General features: G+C 62.8%; 23 protein-coding genes, 1 tRNA gene and 1 pseudogene. 13 read left to right on the top strand and 12 right to left on the bottom strand.

The window, feature by feature from the left end; all coding sequences use genetic code 11:
• The 6 genes and pseudogenes from IPF76_RS09610 to hflX all read left to right on the top strand — a co-directional run.
• On the top strand, window positions 1-336 hold a 336-nt coding region (locus tag IPF76_RS09610), incomplete at its 5' end, for a HAMP domain-containing protein (protein WP_293842939.1).
• A gap of 70 nt (window positions 337-406) precedes the next feature.
• Window positions 407-856 carry a histidine kinase dimerization/phospho-acceptor domain-containing protein gene (locus IPF76_RS09605; protein WP_293842943.1) on the top strand — a complete coding sequence of 150 codons (450 nt, stop codon included), beginning with the start codon at window positions 407-409 and terminating at the stop codon, window positions 854-856.
• Window positions 857-897: 41 nt separating this feature from the next.
• Complete coding sequence (locus IPF76_RS09600; RefSeq protein WP_293842937.1) at window positions 898-1,341, top strand: ATP-binding protein; 444 nt, start codon at window positions 898-900, stop codon at window positions 1,339-1,341.
• Window positions 1,331-2,692 (top strand): annotated as a pseudogene (locus IPF76_RS09595) (sigma-54 dependent transcriptional regulator). Before IPF76_RS09600 ends, IPF76_RS09595 begins: the two are co-directional and overlap by 11 nt.
• 115 nt (window positions 2,693-2,807) lie before the next feature.
• Window positions 2,808-3,308 carry an RNA chaperone Hfq gene (gene hfq / locus IPF76_RS09590; protein WP_249340006.1) on the top strand — a complete coding sequence of 167 codons (501 nt, stop codon included), beginning with the start codon at window positions 2,808-2,810 and terminating at the stop codon, window positions 3,306-3,308.
• A gap of 8 nt (window positions 3,309-3,316) precedes the next feature.
• On the top strand, window positions 3,317-4,657 hold the full coding sequence (gene hflX, locus IPF76_RS09585; protein WP_293842941.1) for a GTPase HflX: 1,341 nt from the start codon (window positions 3,317-3,319) through the stop codon (window positions 4,655-4,657).
• Here hflX and mazG read toward each other — a convergent pair.
• The 10 genes from mazG to IPF76_RS09535 form a co-directional block, all read right to left on the bottom strand.
• Window positions 4,632-5,408, bottom strand: coding sequence for a nucleoside triphosphate pyrophosphohydrolase (gene mazG / locus IPF76_RS09580; protein ID WP_293842933.1), 777 nt, complete (start codon window positions 5,406-5,408; stop codon window positions 4,632-4,634). The genes hflX and mazG overlap by 26 nt on opposite strands.
• Window positions 5,409-5,519: 111 nt before the next feature.
• Window positions 5,520-5,696, bottom strand: coding sequence for a hypothetical protein (locus IPF76_RS09575; RefSeq protein ID WP_293842931.1), 177 nt, complete (start codon window positions 5,694-5,696; stop codon window positions 5,520-5,522).
• Entirely contained in the window at window positions 5,693-6,457 is a 765-nt protein-coding gene (locus IPF76_RS09570; protein WP_293842929.1) for an MBL fold metallo-hydrolase, read from the bottom strand. Before IPF76_RS09570 ends, IPF76_RS09575 begins: the two co-directional genes overlap by 4 nt.
• Before the next feature lie 13 nt (window positions 6,458-6,470).
• Entirely contained in the window at window positions 6,471-7,247 is a 777-nt protein-coding gene (locus tag IPF76_RS09565) for a TatD family hydrolase (protein WP_293842927.1), read from the bottom strand.
• Window positions 7,247-8,824, bottom strand: a complete 1,578-nt coding sequence (metG, locus tag IPF76_RS09560) for a methionine--tRNA ligase (RefSeq protein WP_293842925.1) — start codon at window positions 8,822-8,824, stop codon at window positions 7,247-7,249. The genes IPF76_RS09565 and metG overlap by 1 nt, the downstream gene beginning before the upstream one ends.
• A gap of 132 nt (window positions 8,825-8,956) precedes the next feature.
• Complete coding sequence (locus IPF76_RS09555) at window positions 8,957-9,931, bottom strand: DNA polymerase III subunit delta' (protein ID WP_293842923.1); 975 nt, start codon at window positions 9,929-9,931, stop codon at window positions 8,957-8,959.
• On the bottom strand, window positions 9,922-10,542 hold the full coding sequence (tmk, locus tag IPF76_RS09550) for a dTMP kinase (RefSeq protein ID WP_293842921.1): 621 nt from the start codon (window positions 10,540-10,542) through the stop codon (window positions 9,922-9,924). The genes IPF76_RS09555 and tmk overlap by 10 nt, the downstream gene beginning before the upstream one ends.
• 75 nt (window positions 10,543-10,617) lie before the next feature.
• Window positions 10,618-11,505, bottom strand: a complete 888-nt coding sequence (locus IPF76_RS09545) for a D-alanyl-D-alanine carboxypeptidase family protein (protein WP_293842919.1) — start codon at window positions 11,503-11,505, stop codon at window positions 10,618-10,620.
• A gap of 88 nt (window positions 11,506-11,593) precedes the next feature.
• Window positions 11,594-12,565: a septal ring lytic transglycosylase RlpA family protein gene (locus IPF76_RS09540; protein ID WP_293842917.1), complete on the bottom strand. Its 972-nt coding sequence runs from the start codon at window positions 12,563-12,565 to the stop codon at window positions 11,594-11,596.
• Window positions 12,549-13,610, bottom strand: a complete 1,062-nt coding sequence (locus IPF76_RS09535) for a lytic transglycosylase domain-containing protein (protein ID WP_293842915.1) — start codon at window positions 13,608-13,610, stop codon at window positions 12,549-12,551. The genes IPF76_RS09540 and IPF76_RS09535 overlap by 17 nt, the downstream gene beginning before the upstream one ends.
• 148 nt (window positions 13,611-13,758) lie before the next feature.
• Between IPF76_RS09535 and IPF76_RS09530 the strand changes: the two genes are divergently transcribed.
• Window positions 13,759-13,848, top strand: a tRNA-Ser gene (locus IPF76_RS09530).
• 6 nt (window positions 13,849-13,854) lie between these two features.
• On the opposite strand, the gene rsgA is transcribed toward IPF76_RS09530, so the two are convergent.
• Window positions 13,855-14,712, bottom strand: a complete 858-nt coding sequence (gene rsgA, locus IPF76_RS09525; RefSeq protein ID WP_293842913.1) for a GTPase RsgA — start codon at window positions 14,710-14,712, stop codon at window positions 13,855-13,857.
• Window positions 14,713-15,070: 358 nt separating this feature from the next.
• On the opposite strand from rsgA, the gene IPF76_RS09520 reads away from it, so the two are divergent.
• The 5 genes from IPF76_RS09520 to IPF76_RS09500 all read left to right on the top strand — a co-directional run bounded on the left by IPF76_RS09520 (window position 15,071) and on the right by IPF76_RS09500 (window position 19,026).
• Window positions 15,071-15,232, top strand: a complete 162-nt coding sequence (locus IPF76_RS09520) for a hypothetical protein (protein WP_293842911.1) — start codon at window positions 15,071-15,073, stop codon at window positions 15,230-15,232.
• Complete coding sequence (locus tag IPF76_RS09515) at window positions 15,229-16,608, top strand: hypothetical protein (protein WP_293842909.1); 1,380 nt, start codon at window positions 15,229-15,231, stop codon at window positions 16,606-16,608. The genes IPF76_RS09520 and IPF76_RS09515 overlap by 4 nt, the downstream gene beginning before the upstream one ends.
• Window positions 16,590-17,027 (top strand): hypothetical protein, encoded by a 438-nt coding sequence (locus IPF76_RS09510; protein ID WP_293842907.1) that lies wholly within the window; start codon window positions 16,590-16,592, stop codon window positions 17,025-17,027. Before IPF76_RS09515 ends, IPF76_RS09510 begins: the two co-directional genes overlap by 19 nt.
• Before the next feature lie 330 nt (window positions 17,028-17,357).
• The gene (locus IPF76_RS09505) at window positions 17,358-17,696 is read left to right on the top strand and encodes a hypothetical protein (protein WP_293842905.1); all 339 of its coding nucleotides are present in this window, start codon (window positions 17,358-17,360) and stop codon (window positions 17,694-17,696) included.
• A gap of 1,066 nt (window positions 17,697-18,762) precedes the next feature.
• On the top strand, window positions 18,763-19,026 hold the full coding sequence (locus IPF76_RS09500) for a hypothetical protein (protein WP_293842903.1): 264 nt from the start codon (window positions 18,763-18,765) through the stop codon (window positions 19,024-19,026).
• 139 nt (window positions 19,027-19,165) lie between these two features.
• Here the strand turns inward: IPF76_RS09500 and IPF76_RS09495 are convergent, their stop codons facing one another.
• Window positions 19,166-19,324, bottom strand: coding sequence for a hypothetical protein (locus tag IPF76_RS09495; protein WP_293842901.1), 159 nt, complete (start codon window positions 19,322-19,324; stop codon window positions 19,166-19,168).
• A gap of 1,340 nt (window positions 19,325-20,664) precedes the next feature.
• On the opposite strand from IPF76_RS09495, the gene IPF76_RS09490 reads away from it, so the two are divergent.
• Window positions 20,665-21,051 carry a hypothetical protein gene (locus IPF76_RS09490; protein ID WP_293842899.1) on the top strand — a complete coding sequence of 129 codons (387 nt, stop codon included), beginning with the start codon at window positions 20,665-20,667 and terminating at the stop codon, window positions 21,049-21,051.
• The last annotated feature ends 749 nt before the right edge of the window (window positions 21,052-21,800 follow it).

Raw genomic sequence — 21,800 nt, 5'->3', positions numbered from 1 at the left:
TTTATGCGTCGCGCGATGCGAACGTGCCAGGTTTCCAACCTGCCGGTCAGACGGGCCAGCACGGTGCTTGCCGACTATAATGCCTTGTTCCAACGCTCGCAGCTCTTGCAGTTGCAATTCAACGGCGCACTATATTTGGGATCGCTATTGCTGCTCGCGCTCGCCGTGATCGCCGCTATCGTCGTCGCCGACCGCATCGTGCGTCCGCTAGGCACGCTGATCGGCGCGACGCGCACTGCGGCGGGTGGCGATCTGTCGGTGCGCGTGACCCCGCCAGCGCGCGATGACGAGCCGATCACCGCATCCAGCTGGCCAATGCGGCAGCCGAGCGGCTGATCTGCCAGTCAGCCCATTGCCTGACCGGACGTCCTTAGCGGAAGTCGCACCTGAACTGGCGCGACTGTTGATGGGCGACGGGCGTGAGGCGATCGTCAATTGGCTCGCCCCAACGTGCCGAACCCGCAACGCTCGCCGCCAAGGCGGTTGCGCAGGGCGACGGCTTTGTCTGAGTTTTGAAGATATTACCCAGCAATTGCTCGATCAGCGTCGCGCCGCCTGGTCTGACGTCGCGCGTCGTATTGCGCATGAGATCAAGAATCCGCTGACCCCGATCCAACTCGCCGCCGAGCGCCTTCAGCGTCGCTTCGGCGACAAGATCGAGGGCGACAGTGCCACCTTCAAGAAATTGACCGATACCGTGATCCGCCAGGTTCACGACATGCGCCGGATGGTAGGTGAGTTTTCGAGCTTTGCCCGCATGCCCAAACCAACCTTCGGGTCGAGGATATCCGCGATATCCTGCGCCAAGCGGTATTCCTGTTCGAGGTTGCCAAGCCCGATATCGTCTTTGCAGTAAAAACCCCGGACGAAATCGGGCCGCTCGTTTGCGATCGACGCTTGCTGTCGCAGGCCATGACAAACATTGTCAAAAACGCAGTGGAAGCGATTGAAGAAAATTCAAAAAGTTCGCAATTAACTCCCATTGGGCATATTGATGCCGAGCTGGCCAGCGGGCCGCACGGTGAAATCCTGATCCGTGTTGCGGATGACGGGATCGGGTTGCCGCAGGCGCGCAGACCATTGCCGAACCCCTATATGACGACGCGTCAGGGCGGCACGGGACTGGGCCTCGCGATTGTCAAAAGATCAGTCGAACAGCATTATGGCGAGCTGGAGTTTTCGGACAATCCGGCGGGGCGGGGGACGTGCGTCACACTGACGCTCCATCCCGACCGGCTGCAAGGATTGGCAGGGAAGGGCGACGAAATAAGCATGGGGCACGCAGAATCGGTTCCGGGGCGGATCCGCAACCGACAGGATAGAGAAGAATATGGCGCTTGATATATTGATCGTCGACGACGAACGCGACATTTGCGATCTCGTCGCCGGCGTCATGGAAGACGAAGGCTATGAGGCGCGTATTGCCTCCGACAGCGATTCCGCACTCGAAGCTATCCGCCAGCGGCGCCCATCGCTCGCGCTGATCGACGTGTGGTTGCAGGGGTCGCGGCTCGACGGGCTGGGGCTGGTCGAGGCGATTAAGGCCTTCGATCCCACGCTGCCGATCATCGTCATTTCGGGGCATGGCGGGCTCGACACCGCGGTAGCGGCGATCCGGCGCGGTGCCTATGATTTCATCGAAAAGCCGTTCGAGGCATCGCGCTTGCTCCATCTGGTCGCACGCGCGACCGAAAGCGAGCGGCTGAAGTTCGAATATGAGCAATTGCGCGAAAAGGCGGGGCCATCAGACGAATTGACCGGGACCAGCGCGTCGATCAACAATGTCCGCGCGTCGCGGGGACCGGTAGTCGGGTGTTGATTACCGGTGCAGCGGGGTTGGCAAGGAAGTGGCCGCGCGTGCTGCACGGTTGGAGCGGGCGTCACAATGCACCCTTCCGCGTCATTTCCTCGGCGCGCATGGATCCCGAGACGGTTGAAACCGAATTGTTCGGGTCCGAAACCGACGACGGGGCGATCCGCGTCGGGCTGCTCGAACAGGCGCATGGCGGCACCCTTTTTCTCGACGAAGTCGCTGACATGCCGCTGACGACCCAAGGCAAGATCCTGCGCGTACTCACCGACCAGAGCTTTACCCGCGTTGGCGGGCGCACGATGATCCGCGTCGATGTCCGGATCATTTCGGGCTCGGCGCGCGACCTGACGACTGAAATCGCCGAGAGCCGCTTTCGCGAAGATCTCTATTATCGGCTTAATGTCGTTCCGGTGCATATCCCGCCGCTGCGTGAGCGCCGCGACGATATTGCCAGCCTGTGCGACCACTATCCGCCGCTATGCCGCCGATCGCCGCGTTCCGCCGCCCGAGATCAGTTCGGAAGCGATGGCGGCGCTGCAAGCGCACGAATGGCCGGGCAATGTCCGCGAGCTGCGCAACGTCATTGAACGTGTGATGATATTGGCGCCGAGCGATCGTCTGAACCGGATCGACGCCGATATGCTGCCAGGCGAGCTGGTCCGCGGTGGCAGCGACATTTTGCCAAATTCGGAATCGATCACTGCGATCCCGCTGAAAGAAGCGCGCGAAAATTTCGAGCGCGAATATCTGCGGATCCAGATCAACCGATTTTCGGGCAATATCTCGCGCACCGCGACCTTTATCGGCATGGAACGCTCGGCCTTGCACCGCAAACTGAAACTTTTGGGGCTCACCGAGAGTTCGGACGGCGAGGGGTGAGGCTTTGCGCTAGACCTTGCGCATGCTTTGCCGCATATTGATGGAAAGAAAAAGGTCTTTAAGCCGGAAAACCGGGGCATACCTGCGGTCGTACCGCCAAAAATAGGAGGCAAATGTGTCCGATAAGAACCAGAATCTCCAGGATATTTTTCTCAACGCGCTGCGCAAAAGCAAAACGCCGGTAACAATGTTTCTCGTCAAAGGGGTGAAGCTTCAGGGCATCATCACTTGGTTCGACAATTTTTCGTTGCTGCTGCGCCGCGATGGCCAGTCCCAGCTCGTTTATAAACATGCGATCTCGACGGTGATGCCGTCGCATGATTTCGATCTTTCGCTGCTCGGCGGCAATCTGCGCGACGCGCCGGCTAGCAAGGGTAAGGCATTGCAGGATGTATTCCTGAATGCGGTCCGAAAATCCGATGAATCGGTGACGATGTTCTTGGTCAACGGGGTGATGTTGCAGGGCGATATCGTTGCGTTCGATCTATTCTGCATGCTGCTCGAGCGCGAGCGCCAAGTGCAGCTCGTCTATAAGCACGCCATTTCGACGGTGCAGCCAAACGGCCCGATCAACCTGACCGACAGCGAACCCGACGCAGAAGCGGACAACGCCTGATCGCCTCGATTATTGACAGCCAGGAAGAAGTCACCCGCGGCGCTGCCGCGCTGTTGGTCGTGCCCGAATGGCATAGCCAGAAGTTGACTCGCGATCTTGACGCGCGGGCAAAGGAGGCGAGGGGGCTCGCGTTGGCGATCGGGCTCGACGTAGTCGCGGTGCATATGCTTCGACTGCGCCAGACGCGGGCAGCGACCTTGCTCGGAGTCGGGCAGATCGAGGCGATCACACCGGACATCGAGAAACATGGCATCCAACTTGTCGTGGTCGATGCCGCTCTTAGCCCGATCCAGCAGCGCAATCTGGAAACCGCTTTCGGCACCAAGGTGATCGACCGGACCGGGCTGATCCTCGAAATCTTCGGCGAACGCGCCGCGACCGCCGAAGGACGCTTGCAGGTGGAATTGGCGCATCTCGATTATCAGGCGGGACGGTTGGTGCGTAGCTGGACCCACCTCGAACGCCAGCGCGGCGGTTTCGGCTTCCTCGGCGGTCCCGGCGAAACGCAGATCGAGGCCGACCGGCGGATGATCCGCAACCGCATGGCGCGGATCCGGCGTTCGCTCGAAGACGCTCGTCGCACCCGCCAGTTGCAGCGGTCGAAGCGTCAGCGTGCGCCCTGGCCGGTCGTCGCGCTCGTTGGTTATACAAACGCAGGTAAATCGACGTTTTTCAACTGCTTGACGGGAAGTGACGTCATGGCGGAAGACATGCTGTTCGCAACCCTCGACCCGACGATGCGCGAGATCCGGCTGCCCGGCATCGACAAGGCGATCCTCTCCGACACCGTCGGTTTTGTTTCCGACCTGCCGACCGAACTGGTCGCGGCGTTTCGCGCCACGCTCGAAGAGGTCACGACTGCCGATCTGATCGTCCATGTTCGCGACATCGTCCACCCCGACAGCGACGCGCAATATGATGACGTCTGCACCATCCTGAGCTCGCTCGGCGTCAATGGATCGCAGGATGATGGCGAGGGCGACGCGCCGTTCGCGATCTCGCAGATCGAAATCTGGAACAAGATCGACACCGCCGACAGCGACGGTCGCGCCGCTATTGAAGAGATGGCAGCGCGGCGCTCCGACGTCGCGGTCATATCTGCGGTGACTGGTGAAGGCGTCGAGGCCGCGCGCGTCCTGATGGCGACGCAACTGACCGCGCTGCACAAGGTCCAGCGGATTTACCTGGACTATCAGAATGGCGAGGCGGCGGCGTGGCTTCACGCGCGCGGCGAGGTGTTGGCCGACGAGCCCGAGGATGAGGGGCATGTGCTGACCGTCCGGCTCGATCCCGCCGACGCAGCGCGGTTCGAACGGCTGTGGCCTACGGACGACGCTCCGACGCCTTGACCGCCAGCCAATGGGCTTCCTGCGCGTTGAGCGACAATCCCTCCAAGCTACCGCCCGCGCGATCTTCCATCGCTGCAAAACGGCGCGCGAATTTGACGTTCGCATCGCGGAGCGCGCCTTCGGCGTCGACGCCCAGGTGTCGGGCGTAGTTGACGACCGCGAAGAGCAGGTCGCCGATCTCCTCGTGCCGCGCTGCGTCATCGGTCGCGGTCGCCACTTCGACGAGTTCTTCGGCGATCTTGCCGCGTGGGCCAGCTTCGTCAGGCCAATCGAAGCCGACGCGCGCGGCGCGTGACTGAAGTTTTTGCGCACGCAAGAGCGAGGGCAAGGAGCGCGCAACCCCCGACAGGGCACCCTTGGGACCATCGGCGGCGCGTTCGTCGGCCTTGATTTGTTCCCATTGCTGGCGAACATTATTGGTCTTGCTGTCGCCAAAAATATGCGGATGGCGGCGCTCCATCTTGTCGCTGATCGCGGTCGCCACGTCGTTAAAGCCGAACAGACCGTTATCGCTGGCAATCTGGCTGTGGAACACGACCTGGAGCAAGAGGTCGCCAAGCTCGTCGCAAATTGCCGCAGGATCGCCGCCAGCGATCGCGTCGGCAACCTCATAGGCTTCTTCGATGGTGTAGGGCGCAATCGTCGCAAAGCTCTGCGCAAGATCCCATTCGCAGCCGCCATCAGGATTACGCAATCTGGCCATCACCATGAGCAGGCGATTGATGGGGGATTGGAGCGTCGCGTCGGCCATATAATTATCCGATAATATATATTATGTTAAATCTAAATGCGTTTGGGGAGGAGAATACCCCCCTGCCGTTGGAATCATGCGTTATTGCCCCAGCTTAGGAATGCACGGCAATCAGGTGACTATCTGCCATGTTCGGATAACCAGAAACACGAGACCGAAAATCGCTGCCCACGCCAGCCCCATCTTGAGCCAGTCGGCCATCGGCAACCGCCGCGCCAGCAACGAACTGACGACCAGCGTCAGCGCGCCGACGAACCAGATCATCTGTACCGCCGTGTCACCGCTCATAGCTGCACCTCCAACCCGTCATACCCCGGCTCGACACCCGGCGGCAATTCACCCGCTAGGTCGTCATAATCCATCGTATTGTCCATATGGGTGATGATCGCGCGCGGATTGCCGCATTTTTCGAGCGCCGCGAGCGTCATCGCCAGATGCGGATGCGTCGGGTGTGGATAGCGGCGGAGCGCATCGATCACGAACAGGTCGACGCCTTGGAAGAAGTCGACCATGTCATCAGTAAACTTTGAAAAGTCCGTGGCATAGCCGATCTTATGAACACCATCACTAAAGATCAGGCCGCTTGCCTTGATTGGTCCGTGCGGCATCTCGATTGCCGAAACCTCGATCGGCCCGATCGATTGGTGATCCAGCAAGTCGATCGGATCGACCAACGCCGGATAGCCGGCGTTTCCGGCAAAGGCATAAGTGAAGCGCCATTTGAGCGTGTCGAGCACATGGTTGCGCGCATAGGCAGGTACTTGCGAGCCGCGCAGATGCATGATCTGACGCAGATCATCGAGCCCGTGGCAATGGTCGGCATGCTCGTGGGTCCAGATGATGCCATCGATCGCGCCAACCTCGGCATCGAGCAGTTGCAGACGCATATCTGGGCTGGTGTCGACGAGTAGTCGAAAGCCGCCGAGCGAGATCAGGATCGAGGAACGACTGCGCAGATTGCGCGGATTGTCGGGGTCGCATTGCCCCCAGTCATTGCCGATCCGTGGTACACCCGAAGACGTGCCGCAGCCCAGAATACGGACCTTCATTGCGTGCGTGACGTCATGGCATCGCCTTGTTGAAAAGCGCGTAGAAATTGGCGCTCGTCGCGGAGCCAAGAGCTTCCGTATCCTCGTCGCGTAGGTTGGCGAGGAAGGCCAGCGTGTCGGCGACAAATGCCGGCTCGCCGGTCTTGCCGCGGTGCGGGACAGGGGCGAGGAAAGGGGCGTCGGTTTCGATCAGTAGCCGATCCTGCGGCAGCCATTTGGCGGTCGCCTGCAGATCGGCGGCGTTCTTGAACGTCACGATTCCCGATATCGAGATGAACAGCCCCAGGTCGATTGCTTTGCGCGCGAAATCATCGCTGGCGGTGAAGCAGTGGATCACGCCGGGGAAGGTCGCCCTGCCCATTTCTTCGCCGAGAAGCGCCAGCGTGTCATCTTCGGCATCGCGGGTGTGAACGATGATCGGCAACCCGGTCACTTGCGACGCGTGGACGTGGCGGCGGAAGCTGTCCTGCTGCCGCACGCGGTCACTCTTGTCGTAATAATAATCGAGGCCGGTTTCACCGATGCCGATTACGCGCGGGTGCGCGGCACGTTGGACCAGCTTCGCGGTGTCGACGTCGGGATGATGGTCGGCGTCGTGCGGATGGATGCCGACGCTGGCCCACACATCGGGATTGGCTTCGGCAACCGCGAGCACATCGTCCCATTCGCTTTCGCGTGTCGCGATGTTGAGCATCGCGGTGACACCGCGCGCGCGGGCGCGGTCGAGAACCGCGCCCTGCTGCTCGGCGAGCCCCTTGTAATTGAGGTGGCAGTGCGAATCGACGAGCATTACGCCTGCCCTTCCCCTTCCGGCAGGTCGAGGCGCGGGAAGAGGGGCTGCGGCTGGCCTACGATAAACCCGCTAGCGGCAAGGCTCGCAAACCAGTCATCGTCGTCCAGTGTTGCAAAGTTGCGCGCGCCGTCGGCAATGCCCATCTGGTCAAGCAATGTATCGGCGGCTGTCGGCACGACTGGGCGGATTGCAATCGCGAGCGTGCGAACGACCTGAAACAATGTCATCAGCACCGCGTGCATCCGATCGGGGTCGGCCTTACGCAGCGCCCAGGGTGCCTGCGTATCGACATATTGGTTGCACGCGAACACCGCACGCAGCCACTCCTCGATGCCTATCGAAAAAGCGAGCTGTTCAAATTCACGCGGCAGCAGGTTGCGGCAGGCGTCGTTGACGATCGACAGCAGCGCGCGATCATCTTCGTGTGACACATAGTCCGTGGACAGCTTGCCATTCAAATTCTTGAAAATCATCGACAAGCTGCGCTGCGCTAGATTGCCGAAGCTGTTCGCCAGATCGGCATTGGCGGTGCGCACGATCGCTTCGGCCGAGTAAGTACCGTCCTGCCCGAAACTGACCTCGCGCAGCAGATAATAGCGCAGCGCATCGACCCCGAAGGTGTCGGCAAGCGCCATCGGATCGACGAAGTTGCCGAGCGACTTTGACATCGTCTCACCGCGGTTGAGCAGGAAGCCGTGACCGAAAACCTGCCTGGGCAGTGGCAGACCGGCGCTCATCAGGAAGGCAGGCCAGTAAACCGTATGAAAACGCACAATATCCTTGCCGATCATATGGATGTTCGCAGGCCAGAATTTGCCGAAATCGCCATCGAGATCTGGATAGCCCAGCCCCGACAGATATGTGGTGAGTGCATCGACCCACACATACATCACATGCCCGGGCGAACCCGGGACGGGGACGCCCCAGTCGAAGCTGGTGCGCGAGACGCTGAGATCCTTCAGCCCGCCTTCGACGAAGCGCATCACTTCGTTGCGGCGGCTTTCGGGGCGGATGAAATCGGGTTGCGCTTCATAAAGCGCGAGCAGCCGGTCCTGATAGTTTGACAAGCGAAAGAACCAGCTTTCCTCGACGGTCCATTCGACGGGCGTCCCTTGCGGCGACAGACGGGTTTCGCCTTCCCCATCGACCAGCTCGCTTTCGTCGTAATAGGCTTCGTCGCGAACCGAATACCAGCCCTCGTAGCGGTCGAGATAGAGGTCGCCATTACCCTCCATCGCACGCCAGATCGCCTGTGAGGCCGCATGATGCGCGGCATCCGAGGTGCGCATGAAATTATCATAACTTATATTCAGTTTGGCATACATCTCCCGGAAATAAGATGACATTTCGTTCGCAAGATCGATCGTTTCGCGGCCCTGATCGCGCGCCGTCTGGAACATCTTCAGCCCATGTTCGTCGGTGCCGGTGATCAGTCGCACGTCGCGACCTCGCGCGCGCTGGAACCGTGCCATCACGTCGGTTGCGATTGCTTCGTAGGCGTGGCCGATATGCGGGCGGCCATTGGGGTAGCTGATCGCGGTGGTGATGTAGAAAGGTGCGCTGTTTTCGGACATGGTCGCGCCTTAGCCGCTGGCGCGCCGAAGGGGAAGTATCCGTCGCCCTTGCGAAGGCAGGGGCCGCAGTCGGCCCGTTTTGGCGCTGGCGGCGTAAGCCGCAGGCGGCCCCAGCCTTCGCAAGGGCGACGATTATCTCGTCCGCGGCGCCAGTTCGGCCAGGCAATTGCCGATTTCGAACCCGACCATCGCTCCATCATAGGAACCGCGGATAGCGTCGCGCACGGTGCGCAGGACGCGGTCCCATTGCGCGAGGATCGGCGCAATCTCCGCCACTGGGCGATCACGTGCGAGCCGCGCGAGCAGTCCCGGCACGATGTCGATGACGAGTTCAAGCCGGGCGCGATTGCTGGTGCCGCTGACCTCGCGTGCCAGCGCCTCGCGCAGACGATTTTCGGGGTCACCGGTCGCGACGATCGCGAGCAACTTTTTTTCCATCGTCGCGACATCGCTGTCGATCAGCGCCAACGCCTTGCCGGGCACGCCGCCCGACGCGGTGACGATTGCGCGCGCCTCGGAGATCTCGAGCATCGGTCGCAGATCATGCAGCCATGCTGTCATGACGTCACGGTCAACCGGTTGAAAACGCAAGGTTCTGCATCGCGATCGGATTGTCGGCAGCAGGCGCCCCGGCGAGTGACTGACGAGCAGGAACAGCGTCTTTGCTGGCGGTTCCTCGAGTGTCTTAAGCAGCGCGTTGGCGGCGTCGGTCTCCAGATCGTCGATCGCGTCGACGATGATAACGCGCCAGTCGCCGAGCGACAGCGACAGGTGCAGACGGCGGATCATCGCCCGAACCTGATCGATGGTGATGTTGCGCGCGAGGTCTTTGCTCTTGTCCTTGAGTTGGCGCGTCAGGTGGAGGATTTCAGGGTGGTTGCCCGCCTCGACCAATCGCCCTGCAGCGCTGTCGCCCGGATCGTCGAGCGCGACTGCCTGGCCGTCGCCGCCACAGCCATGGGTAACGAGGAAGCGCGCGACGCGTGCCGCAAAAGCCCCCTTCCCCATACTCTGCGGTCCCGCGAGCAGCCACGCGTGATGCAGCCTGCCCCCCTGCCAGCCTTCGAGAAAGGCGGCCTCAGCATCCTGATGACCAATCATAGCCATTCGGCGAGCCCGCTAAGGATCGCTACGGTGACCTGCTCGGTGGGGGCATCGGCGTCGATGATCCGCCAGCGGCCTGGCTCGGCCTCGGCCATCTCGATGAAACGCGCGCCGAGGCGCGCCTGATAATCGGCGGGTTTGCTGCCCATCCGGTCGCTGCCACCGCGCGCGATCAGGCGGCGCACTGCTTCGGCGGGGCTGACGGTGAGCAGGAAGGTGCGGTCGGGTAGCAGCCCTTCGGATCCCACCCTATGCAGCGTAAGGATGTCCGCGTCGGTGAGGCCGCCGCCGCCGCCCTGATAGGCGCGGCTGGAATCAACGAACCGGTCGCACAGCACCCACGCGCCGCGCGCCAGCGCCGGGCGGATCGTCCGCGCGACATGATCGGCGCGCGCCGCGGCGAACAGCAAGGCTTCGCTGCGCGCATCCCAGCGGTCGTCGCTGCCTTCCATCAACAAGGTACGGATCGCTTCGGCGCCTTTGCTGCCACCTGGCTCGCGCGTTGCGACGGTTTCGATGCCCTGTGCGGTCAGCGCCGCAGCAACGGCGTGGATCTGGGTCGATTTGCCGACCCCTTCGCCGCCTTCGAGCGTGATGAAGCGCCCACGCATCATGCCGAAAGCCTGCAACGAGGGAGAAGGAGGAAGCGTGCGTGCATCATACGGCGGTAGCCGCCAGTACGCGCTTTGTCACCACGGCGCAGCGCGCCCGCTGCCACTCGCGGCTTTTTTGCTCTTGCCGCTGTTGCTGGCCGCCATCGGTACTGTGAAACCCCAGTTCATCAGCCGCTCGGCCTCTTCGCGGCGCGCTTTTTCGCTCGGCAGCCCGGCGACGACCATGATTAGACGGCGCCCGTCGCGTTTCGCCGAACCCAGCAAGCAATAGCCAGCCTCGGAGGTATGGCCCGTCTTCAATCCATCGGCGCCCAGAACCCGCCCAAGGATGGGATTGCGGTTTGCCTGGATGATCGGTTTGCCATCGGGTGACGTGCCATGCTGAAGCTTCGGCATCGAAAAATAGCGCACGTAGCCAGCGGGATGATCGCGTATCAGCCGGTCGGCCAGCGTGATAAGGTCGCTGGCGCTAACCTTGGTCACCCCGCCGTCGGGCCAGCCATTCGGCGTTCCAAAATTACTCGACTTCATACCAATATGAGCGGCTACAGCATTCATTCTTTTGATAAAGGTTGCTTCGCTGCCGTCGATCCCGACCGCCAGCGCCGCGGCGGCATCATTGCCCGATACCGTGATCAGGCCTTTGAGCAGATCATCAACCGAAACCTTTTCGCCGGGTCGCAGAAACATCGTCGATCCGCCGTTGCCGCCCTTCCACTTCTTCCACGTAGCTTCGCTGACGGTGAACTGCTTGTCGCGCGCCAACTCGCCCTTTTTGATCAGGCCGAGCACGACATAAGCTGTCATCACCTTGGCCATCGACGCCGGCGCGAACCGCTTGTCGGCGCCGCGCGAAAACAGGATTTCGCCCGAATCGAGATCCTTGAGCATCGCGATTGGTGCCTGTGTCGTGTAGAGTGGGCGGCCCGTGATAACCGTTACCGAACGTGCATCGCTCGCCACCGCAGGTATTGCAAAAGCCAGTGCAATCCCCGCGAAAACCGCGGCGCTCCGCTTTGTTATATCGCCCAATTCTATCACGCTCCGACCATCAGCGGTCGCGTTGGACCACCGCGTCGCGGAAGCCCTTGGCCTTTGCCGTGTTGAGCGCGCCGCGCGCTTCGGCGTCACTGGCGAAGGGACCGATCCGCACCCGCCAGAGGTTGCCCGCCTTGCTTACGGTGCCGCCGACGGATTTGGCGGTGGCATTGGCGCGACTTTCGCTACTGAATGCACCAACTTGCACGACATATTTACCGGCAACGGCGGGCGCCGGTTTGGTGACCGCGGTCGGTTTGGCGATAGGCTTTGCCGTTTCAACGGTCATCCGGTCGTCGCCGGGCTTGGCTTTTCCCGATGCAATCGGCGCGGCGGGCTGCGCGTCGACGGGCGGTGTTGCAGCAAGTGCCTTGGGCACCGGCAGTGTTTTCAGCTTGGTGCGGAGGATCGAGAGCAGCGAATCGGGCGTCGCGATCCGTTCAGGCACCGGGTGACCAGCGCGCAGCTGCGCACGTTCGGCGAGGGGCGGATTGGTGCGGCGGACGCGCACCGCTGAAACCCCGGCACTCAGGCCCAACTGTTCGGCGGCGCCACGCGACAGATCGATCAACCGATCGCCAACCATTGGGCCGCGATCGTTGACGCGTACCAGAATTGTGCGTCCGGTATCGAGCGCGGTGACCTCGACATAGCTGGGTAGCGGCAGCGTCTTGTGTGCGGCGCTAACGCCGGCGGGATCGAAAATTTCACCATTGGCGGTTGGCCGTCCGGCGAGTTCCTCGCCATACCAGCTCGCATAGCCGACATCGTCATAATCGGCGATGTCCGACGGGGTGTAGGTTGTGCCGCCGATCGAATAGGGATCGCCGATCTTGACCGGCGTATCGCGGATTCCGCTCTCGGTCGTCCCCGGGGTTGGACTGGCGGTCGGCCCGCCCTCGCGCTTGCCGTCGAAACTGCCGCAGCCGGCGAGCATCAGCATCGCCCCGGCAATCAGCCCCGTCTTTCTAACGATCGATTTCATCCGCCAATAACCCCACCGACAATGCGTAAAAGTTGGAACAGTTATAGTCCAATATCGCACGATAGTTACCGGTCAGCAAATATGCGGTCCGTCCGGGGCCGTCGGGTTCGAGCAGCACCGCCTGAACCTGTCCGTCGGGCCAGCGACCGCCGATCGGCTGGATGCCGTCGGCGCGCCATTCGGCCATCGAACGCCAGCGGCTGTGGCGCGCGAAAACACGGGCGCAGCGGGTCGGCGCAAGCCGGCTGGCAAAGCGGTTACGGTCAAAGCCGCTCGGCACGGTCACGGCAACGCCCCAGGGCTGCCCCGCGCGCCAGCCAGCGCGGCGCAGATAAGCCCCAATCGATTCGATCGCATCGGCCTCGCTCGACCAGATATTGGCGCGGCCGTCGCCGTCGCCATCCTCGGCCACCGCCAGATAGACCGACGGCAGGAATTGCGGATAGCCGAACGCACCCGCCCAGCTGCCCTTCAGCACTTCACGCGGTACCCCGCGCTGGACCATCTCCAGAGTTGCCAGGAATTCGGGCTCGAACAGGCTGCGGCGGCGCCCCTCATAGGCCAACGTCGCCAGTGCTTCGGGAAGGTCGAAGCTTCCCGTTACCTGACCATAGGCGGTTTCATGGCCATAGATCGCGATCATGATGCTAGTCGGCACGCCGGTGCGCGCCTCGATCCGCGACAGCAACGGGAGCAACCGGTCGTGGACGCGGCGCCCGCCGCCGATCCGCGCCGCATCGACATGCTTTGCCTTGTAGGGCGCAAAATTCGGGATCGGGGTATCGTTGGTCGGCGGACTGCCCAGATTGTCGCGATCGAGCGCGATCACCCGCGAATTATAGCGCAGCCCCGCGGTGACGCGATCAAACACCTGCCGCGATACCCCGCGCGCCTGCGCTTTGGGCCACAGCGACTGGACATAGGCGTCGAAACCACTGTCGCCGCTCTGCGCGTGCAGCGGCGCCGATGCGGTAAGCAGCCATGCCGACAGGACGGCGGCAGTGAGTGCGAAAAGGCGTCCGATTTTCGAGAAGATAGCATGCATGATGTTCCCACTCATAAGGCGTGTCTCGCACAGATGCGAGCGGCTTGGCTAGGTTGCGGCGGGACGAGCCGAGTCATTGGCGCGGCGGGCCGAGCCGGCAAGGTTTTTCTTGCCGCAGCGTATCCGCGCGCTATGGCGGCGGCCATGCGGACAGGTGGCCGAGTGGTTTAAGGCAGCGGTCTTGAAAACCGCCGTGGGTGCAAGCTCACCGTGGGTTCGAATCCCACCCTGTCCGCCAAATGCGCTATCGGCGGCGTTTCGGCGGATGAGCTGCAGCGTTGTCCTCGGCTGCCAGTTTTTGCCAGCGCTCGAAACGATCAATGGTCAAGGTGCCAGCGTTGATGGCCGCGCGGACTGCGCAGTCGGGCTCCGCCCCATGCGCGCAATCCGAAAAGCGGCAGTGCTCCGCGATCAGAATGAAATCGTCGAAAATCTCGGCGATGCCGGCGGTCGCTTGCGGCAACTGCAGTTCGCGCATCCCCGGCGTGTCGAGCAGCCAGCCGCCATGATCGAGCCGGTGCATTTCGCGGACCGTGGTCGTGGGCGTCCGGTGTCGTCGCGCGGGCGGATCGCCTGCGTTGCGATGCTGCTCGACCCCGCAAGGTATTGACCAGCGTCGATTTGCCGACCCCGAGGAGCCGAGCAACGCCACGGTTTCGCCCTTGCCGCACCAGGCTGCAAGGCGGGCGACGCTGGCAGGATCGCGGCCGTTCACCGGTTCGACCTGCAGTCCCGGTTCGATCGCGCTGGCGGCAGTGACGAAACGCTGCGGATCATCGGTCAGGTCGGTCTTGGTCAAAACAACGACGGGTTTGACCCCCACTTCGCGCGCCAGGACGAGATAACGCTCCAGCCGCGCAACGCTGAAATCCTGATTGCACGAGGCGACGACGAACAGCGTGTCGACGTTCGCCGCGATCATCTGCTCGCGATTCGGATCGCCCGGCGCGCGCCGCTTGAACAGGTTCAACCGTTCGAGAACGCGTACCGGTTCGAGCGTGTCGCGATCGATCAGGAGCCAATCGCCAACGGTTGGATGATCGTCTGCCGGTCCGGCGCCGGCGATATAGGGCGAGACGACGTGTTGCCCCCGCGCCCGCAACGGCGATCTTTCCGCGATGCACGGCCATGACGCGAACGGGAAGGCACTGTTCGACCTCGTGATCGGTCAGTTGAATGGAGAAATGCGCCCGCCAGCCGAGTGCTTCCAGAATTTCGTTGGCCGATGTCATTGGGTAATGAAGTGTCTTTCTATTGCGGCTTGCGCCTGTGCTGGCGGTCAGGCGGCTGCGCCCGGGCCGGCCTTTTCGACCCTTTGCACTGCGGTGGCAACCGCATTGGCTGCCACGACGCAGTGCTCCGGGAATTGGCTGATCTTATTTTCAAGGCCGCGCCGCAGGGACTCCGTCTTGTGATTGTTGCCGGGATGTCATTCCGGCCCCGAACACAAGAGGAACCCGATGCGCAAGACCTTGCTGGCCACCACCCGTCTGGCCGCCCTGCTTTCAACGACCGCCAAGGCGGAAACGACGATCACCAGCGCCACCACGGCGCCGGTGCGCACGTCGACGATCAAATCGGGCGCGCCCGACGATATCAAGATCACTTCGGCAGATCGGTGAAGCCAACCAGCGGTGCGGCGGTCACCATCGACAGCAATCACAAGGTGATCAACGAGGGCACGATCGAGATCAGCAACGTCAATGGCGCGCGCGGTGTCGTCGCCAATGCCGGGACGGTCGGATCGATCACCAACGCCGCGACCGGCAAGATCACGATCGACGAACCCTATGCCCCGACCGACATCGACAATGACGGCGACATCGACGGGGCCTTTGCGCTGGCAGCAACCGCGTCGGCATCGCGACCCCTTGGTGCCTTCACCGGTAATATCGTCAACAGCGGGGCGATCACGATTGAAGGCAATGATCTGGCAGGCATCCGCCTCGGCGGGCCGCTGACCGGCAATTTTACCAACGACGGCACGGTCTCTGTGCTCGGCGACCGGGCACTCGGCGTCGGGTTGCAGGATGTCACCGGCAATGTCCGGTTGGCCGGAACGATCACCGCCACCGGCCTCGACGCAACGGCTGCGCGGTTGACAGGCAACATCACCGGTGCCCTCGTCGTTCAGGGCAGCCTGACCGCGACCGGATATCGCTTTACGACGCCGCCCGCCGACCCGTCGAAACTCGACGCCGACGATCTGCTGATCGGCGGCCCGGCGCTGTCGGTCGAGGGCAATGTGACCGGCGGCATCGTGCTCGCGGTCCCGCCCAAGGACAACAGCACCACCGATAATGACGAAGACAAGGACGGCATTCCCGACGACAAGGAGGGCAGTGCCGCGGTGCGTCTGTTTGGCTCCGCCGCAGCGGTCCGGATCGGATCGACGACCCAAAGTGTGACGATCGGTCCGGTCGCGGGAACCGGGACCGGCCTCGGCCTGATCATCGACGGAGGGGTGATCGGCAACGGACCTATGCCGGCAAAGACGGAAACGGATGCAGATCGGCGGCCTTGGCGGCGCCAGGTGACGATCGCGGGCGGGATCGGCATCGGCGCGACCGGTAGCAGCGTTGGTGGCACTGTCGAAAGATCTTGCGGCGACGGCAATCCGGATCGGCAGCGGTGCAACCACCCCCGAATTGCGCAACGCGGGCAAGGTCGAGGCGACGACCGCCGGAAATGTAGCAGGTCTGGTCGCAACCGCGGTGCTCGTCGAGGCGGGCGGCGACGTTGCGTTGATCCGCAACAGCGGTACGATCGCGGCGAAAACCGGTGGCGACAATGGCACTGCGCGCGCGATCGTCGATCTTTCTGGCAACGTCGATGTCGTCGAGAACAGCGGTACGATCAGTGCGACCGGGGCGTTGGCCAGTTCCGACCGCAACGTGGCGATCGACCTGTCGGCGCATGCGACTGGCGCTACGGTAAAGCAGACTGCGGTTGCATCGGGCGTCACCGCGCCGAGCATCGTTGGCGACGTCCGCTTTGAGTGGTGGCAACGATGTCTCCGACATCGCCGATGGTTCGGTGAAAGGGAACAGCTTTTTTTCGGCGCTGGCAACAACCGTCTCGCGCTGTCGGGTGACGCGACATACGCCGACGGCGCGGCTTGGCGCCGGTAGCGATACGATGACCTTGGCTGAAACGTCCAAATATACGGGCACAGTCGATTTTGGCGGTGGCGCCGATACGTTGACTATTGGCGGCACATCGATGTTTTCAGGTACACTGGCGAACGCGCAAAGGCTGGCTGTATCGGTCAGCGGCGGCACGTTCGACGACCGGGGCGGCTACGATTTCATCGCTGGCGGTGACCGACAAGGGCGTATTGGGCGTGTTGCTCGACACCGGCAGCACTGGCACCGCACTGCAGGTTACCGGGAACGCCAGCTTTGGCACCGAACGTAGAAATTGGCGCTCCCGCCTCACGAGCATCGAAGAGGCCGAGGGCCGGCATATCGTGCTGACCGCGGGCACGCTGACCGGTGCGAGCAACCTGACCGCGTCGCAGACGTTGCTCCCCTTCCTTCAAAGGCGCGCTTACCTCGAACGCTACCCAGCTCATCGTCGATGTGTCGCGCAAGAGCACGAGCGAATCCGGACTCAACCGTTCCGAAGCCGGAGCGTTTGACGCGGAGCTCGACGCCGTCGTAGCGGGACCAGAAGATCGAAGATGTCTTCCTCGGCATCGTCGATGGCGACCGTTCCGCAACCAGCTCGGTCAGATGTTGCCCGAGCATGAAGGCGGGGTTTTCGAAACGTCACCTTCAGGCCTGCGCGCGCTCGCGCCATCTACAGGATCCCAACGCGCCGTTCCAGGACGAAGGCAAATGGGGCTATTGGGTCAATCAGGCGGTGTGGGGGTACGTCGAAAAGCATCGGCGATACGGCGAGCTACGACGTGAGCGGCCGGGGCATCGGTCCGGGGCCGAAATCAAGAGTGACATCGGCAACTTCGGCGGGCTCTCGGTCGCCTTCAGCGGCAAGAACGGTAATGGCAGCAATGCCAACAGTCAGCACCAGCCAGTTCGAAGGCGCGCTGCACTGGCGCCTGCGCTCGAAAGGTTTCACGGCTAACGCCCGCGTGTCGGGCGCGCCGATCAGCCTGAAGGGTACCCGCGATCTTCCGTGCCGAAGCTGGGGCCGATGACATCGACAAGACGATGAAGGGCAAGTGGGGACGGCAATCTTGTGGTCGGCGTCAGGTTCGCTGGCGTATGATGCCGTTACCGGGGCGGCTTCTCGATCCGCCCGATGGTTGCGGTCGATTATTTCGCTGACCGAGAAGGGCTACCAGGAAACCGGCGGCGGCGATGCGCGACCTCGGGCGAAGCGTTGGGCCGCGACAGCGACGAACTTGCGGTCTCCGGTACCATAGCCCTCGGTCTCGATTTCCTGGCGGCATCGACCAATATGACGGCTGGACACGCTTCGAGATCGAAGGTGGTCGGCGCCAGATCGTCGGCGGCACGCCGGGTTCGACCACCGCTCGTCTGGCGACGGCACGCCGTTCACCCTTATTCCTGATGATCGCACGAGCGGCTGGGTCGGCCGTCTCCGTGGCATCGCCGGTAACGCGGCCTTTCAGGTCGCTGGCGAAGCGTCCGCGAGGAACAGCAAAGCCATACAGGCCGGGCGTTCCGTGCGAGTCCGCGGGTCGGGCCTCTAGCCCCGGCCGGCCCGTGCAAGGGGAGGCACCTCCCTCCCCCGCCTCCCCTGCTTAGACAGAAATGAACGAACATAGCCATGATTGCACTGCCCTTCCTCTTTCCCGATCCCGCGGGTTGAGCGGTGGGACCGGGGCGCTATATGACGGCATCAGGGGACGAATGGCACCGCGCCGGGCGGCGCTACCCGGCAAAAGATGGCGTTCCAGAGCAAGCAATCGATGACGAGTTCGCAGGACCGAACCGACGCCGGCCAGGGCATCGAAGGCGTATTGTTTCGCCAACCGGGACCGGATCGTCCGGTTCTTGGCAGGCGCGGTGCGGGCGATGCGGCGGAAGATGTATCAGGATCTGTGGATGCGGCTGACCGATCGTTACCGGCCCGATCGCCGAACCGGTGCCCCATGTAATGCGCGCGGCAAACAATCTGATGCTCGATCGCTATCGTTCGGCGCGGCAAAGAGCGCTGCGCGACCATGCTTTGGGGAGAGGCGGCGGCAGGCCATGCACCGTCTGCGGAGACTGCGCTGATCTCGCGCGAGCAACTGGCGCTGGTCGAGGCGGCGATCGCGGACGCCGGGGAACGCCCCGCCCGCATCTTCCACCGGTTCCGCGTCGACGGCCTCACGCAACGCGATGGAGCCAGCGAAATGAGAATAAGCCTGAGTACCGTGGAAGCCGATTTGCGCAAAGTCCATGCGGCGCTCGCCGCGCTACGGAGGCAGTTCGATGCGTCCTGACGCCAGCCCCGCCGAAGCGCGCGCCATCGACTGGCTGATCCGCCAGCGCGACCCGGCGTTCGGATGATTGGGACGGCTTTGCTGACTGGCTGACGAAGATCCCGAACATGCCGCACCCATGATGCCGTTGCGAGTCCGATCAGGATCTCGACGGACTGCCGCCGATGGTGAAGCCTTTGTCCATCATGGCGCCTGCGATGCCGCGGCCACCAAACGCGCGCCGCGCCTGGTTCGGCAGCGCGATGGCGGCGGCATTGGTCGCGGTGATCGGCGTGTCCACGCTGAATCCGTTCGGCAACAGTGCACCGGATCCTGACGGCAGCGGGCGAGCATCGCACGATTGAGCTTGTGGATGGATCGCGGATCGAAATCAACGGCGGATCGGTGGTCGAAATGACAAGGATCGCCCACGCTTTGCTCGCCTGAAACGGGCGAAGCGATGTTCCATGTCGTTCACCGCAATAACGATCTTTCGTGGTCGAGACCGGCAACGACCGATTGTTGATCTGGGCACTGCCTTCAACGTCGTCCGGCGCGAACGGCAGACGTCGGTCGCGGTGTCCGAAGGTATCGTTCTCTACAACCCCGATCGCGACAGTCCGGCTGGTGGCGGGCGGCAATTGAAGGTGGCGATGGTGATCGCCAAACCCCGATTGTGCAGGATGTCGATGTTACTAGCATCGGCGGCTGGCGTACCGGACTGCTCTGTTTACAACGACGCCCCCGCTCGCGGTTGTTGCCGAAGATCTGAAACGGACCGCAGGGATGGATGTCCGCATCGCGCCGACCGCGGTCGATCTCTCGTTCCGCGGAGCGCTGATTATCGATGCCGATCGAATCGCACGATCGCCGACCTCGCCGCTTTGTCGGGGACCAAGGTGCAGCGGAGGGCAATGGCTGGATACTGACCTGCTGAGCATGCACGCGCGCGTTCTTTAGTCGCTGCAGCGATCGCGCTGAGCCCGCCCGTACAGGCTTTGGCGGCGGATGAACGTGTTCGACGTACCCAAAGGCCGCCTCTCGACGGCGTTGCTGGTGATCAGTCGCCGCCGGGATCAGCATCAGTGTTATGGATGCCAAATTGTGGCAGTCACGCGGAAACCGGTACGCGACGGATGAGCGTCGAGAAAGCAACAAAGCGCCTTTGGCACTGACGCACGCGCGGTCCGCGTCAGCGCCACCAGCCGGCGCATCGAACGCCGCCCGTTGCGCCGCGTCTCGCGCATCGCCTCTCCTGCGCCGCAACAGTGCCGCAGCTGCGCGCGCGCGAACCTCGTCGCACGACATCGTCGCGGCCGCGGGATGAGATCATCGTCACGGCGTCGAAGACCGACACCTCGTATTCGCATTTCGCCGGCGTCGTCACGCAACTGAGTGGCGGCGATTTGAGCGTTTGGCGGCGAGCGCGGCATGGATCTGATCTTGTCGCGCACCGCTACCGTGTCTTCGACCCATCTGGGTTCGGGGCGCAACAAGCTGTTCATTCGCGGCATCGCCGATTCCAGCTTCACCGGTCCGACGCACCGACGGTTGGTCAGCATCCGGGCGATATCCGCCTCAGCTATAACGCCCCGACCCCGACCTCAGGCTTTATGACGTCGATAATGTCGAAATACTCGAACGTCCGGGGGACACTTTATGGCGCCGGGTCGCCTGGGCGGTATCATTCGCGTCGTCCCCAAAGCGCCTGACCCGCGCGCGATGTCGGTGCAGGCTATCGCGGGTGTTTCGCTGACCCAGCATGGCGACCCCGGCGGCGACATCGCCGCGATCGCCAATCTTCCGGTCGGCGACAACGGCACGCGCTGCGCCTGGTCGGCTATATGCTCACCGACGGCGGCTATATCGACAAACCGCTCCGCGGTCAGAATGACGTCAACCGCGTCCATGTCCGCGGCGGTCGTGGCGCCTTCGCTTAGGACGTCGGTGATGATTGACCGTCGATCTCGGCGGGGCCTACCAGTCGATCAACTCAATGATGCGCAATATGCCGACAAGGCGGCTGACCCGCTGACCCGTATTTGATGGTCGAGCAGAACGCGTCGGCGCGTTACGGCCTTGGCACGATTGTTGCTATGAAGGACTGGGGATTACGGCCCGCATTTCCAATCGTCCAACGCCTTCATCGACCACCGCCCGTTCGAACGCTTCGACGCCAGCCTGCCCGAAGCACCGCCCGGTCCGGTAACTCGGCTGGCGCGGTCGATGTCGAGCGGCCGTTCGCGCCGATCCAGATCACGCCCGGCTCAGCGACGCCGCGCGTGCTGACCAGCGTAACGCGACACGGATGTTCGTCATGAAATCGCCTCGTCGCGTCGCTATCACGACGGACTTGGCTGCGGTCGTCGCGTGTTTCCCCTATCGATACCGCGCGCGGCAGAACCGCGAATATGAGCTATGGTTCACTCCGCGCGGTGCTGCCCGGCGTCACCAACAACAATCACCGAAGTCACTGGCTATGCCGAGGCCACCGTTGATGTGATCCCGACCCGTCGCCGCGGGTGGTATTCGGGCCTGTCGCACGCGCGGCTGGGCGGCATGGCTTAAGGCGTCTCCTGTCGCGCCCGCCTGCAGGCGGGTCGCGCAACGACGGCGCCTCGGGAACGAAACTGACCTGCTGCTGTCCTTTCTTGCCGTCTCCGCGACGCCGCTGTATAATTTACGGCCTATGCGCGCTATCAGGAAGGCTTTCGCAGTCCCGGGGCGGTCTTGCGGTCGATGGCAATTTTGTTCTGCGGTTTTTGAATGGATCAGGTGCGGGACATGGGGAAGCC

It is taken from the genome of Sphingopyxis sp. (assembly GCF_016704835.1).
GTDB lineage: Bacteria > Pseudomonadota > Alphaproteobacteria > Sphingomonadales > Sphingomonadaceae > Sphingopyxis.
The sequence above is the reverse complement of the archived record's forward strand: the minus strand, read 5'-3'. Positions and strand labels throughout refer to the sequence as shown.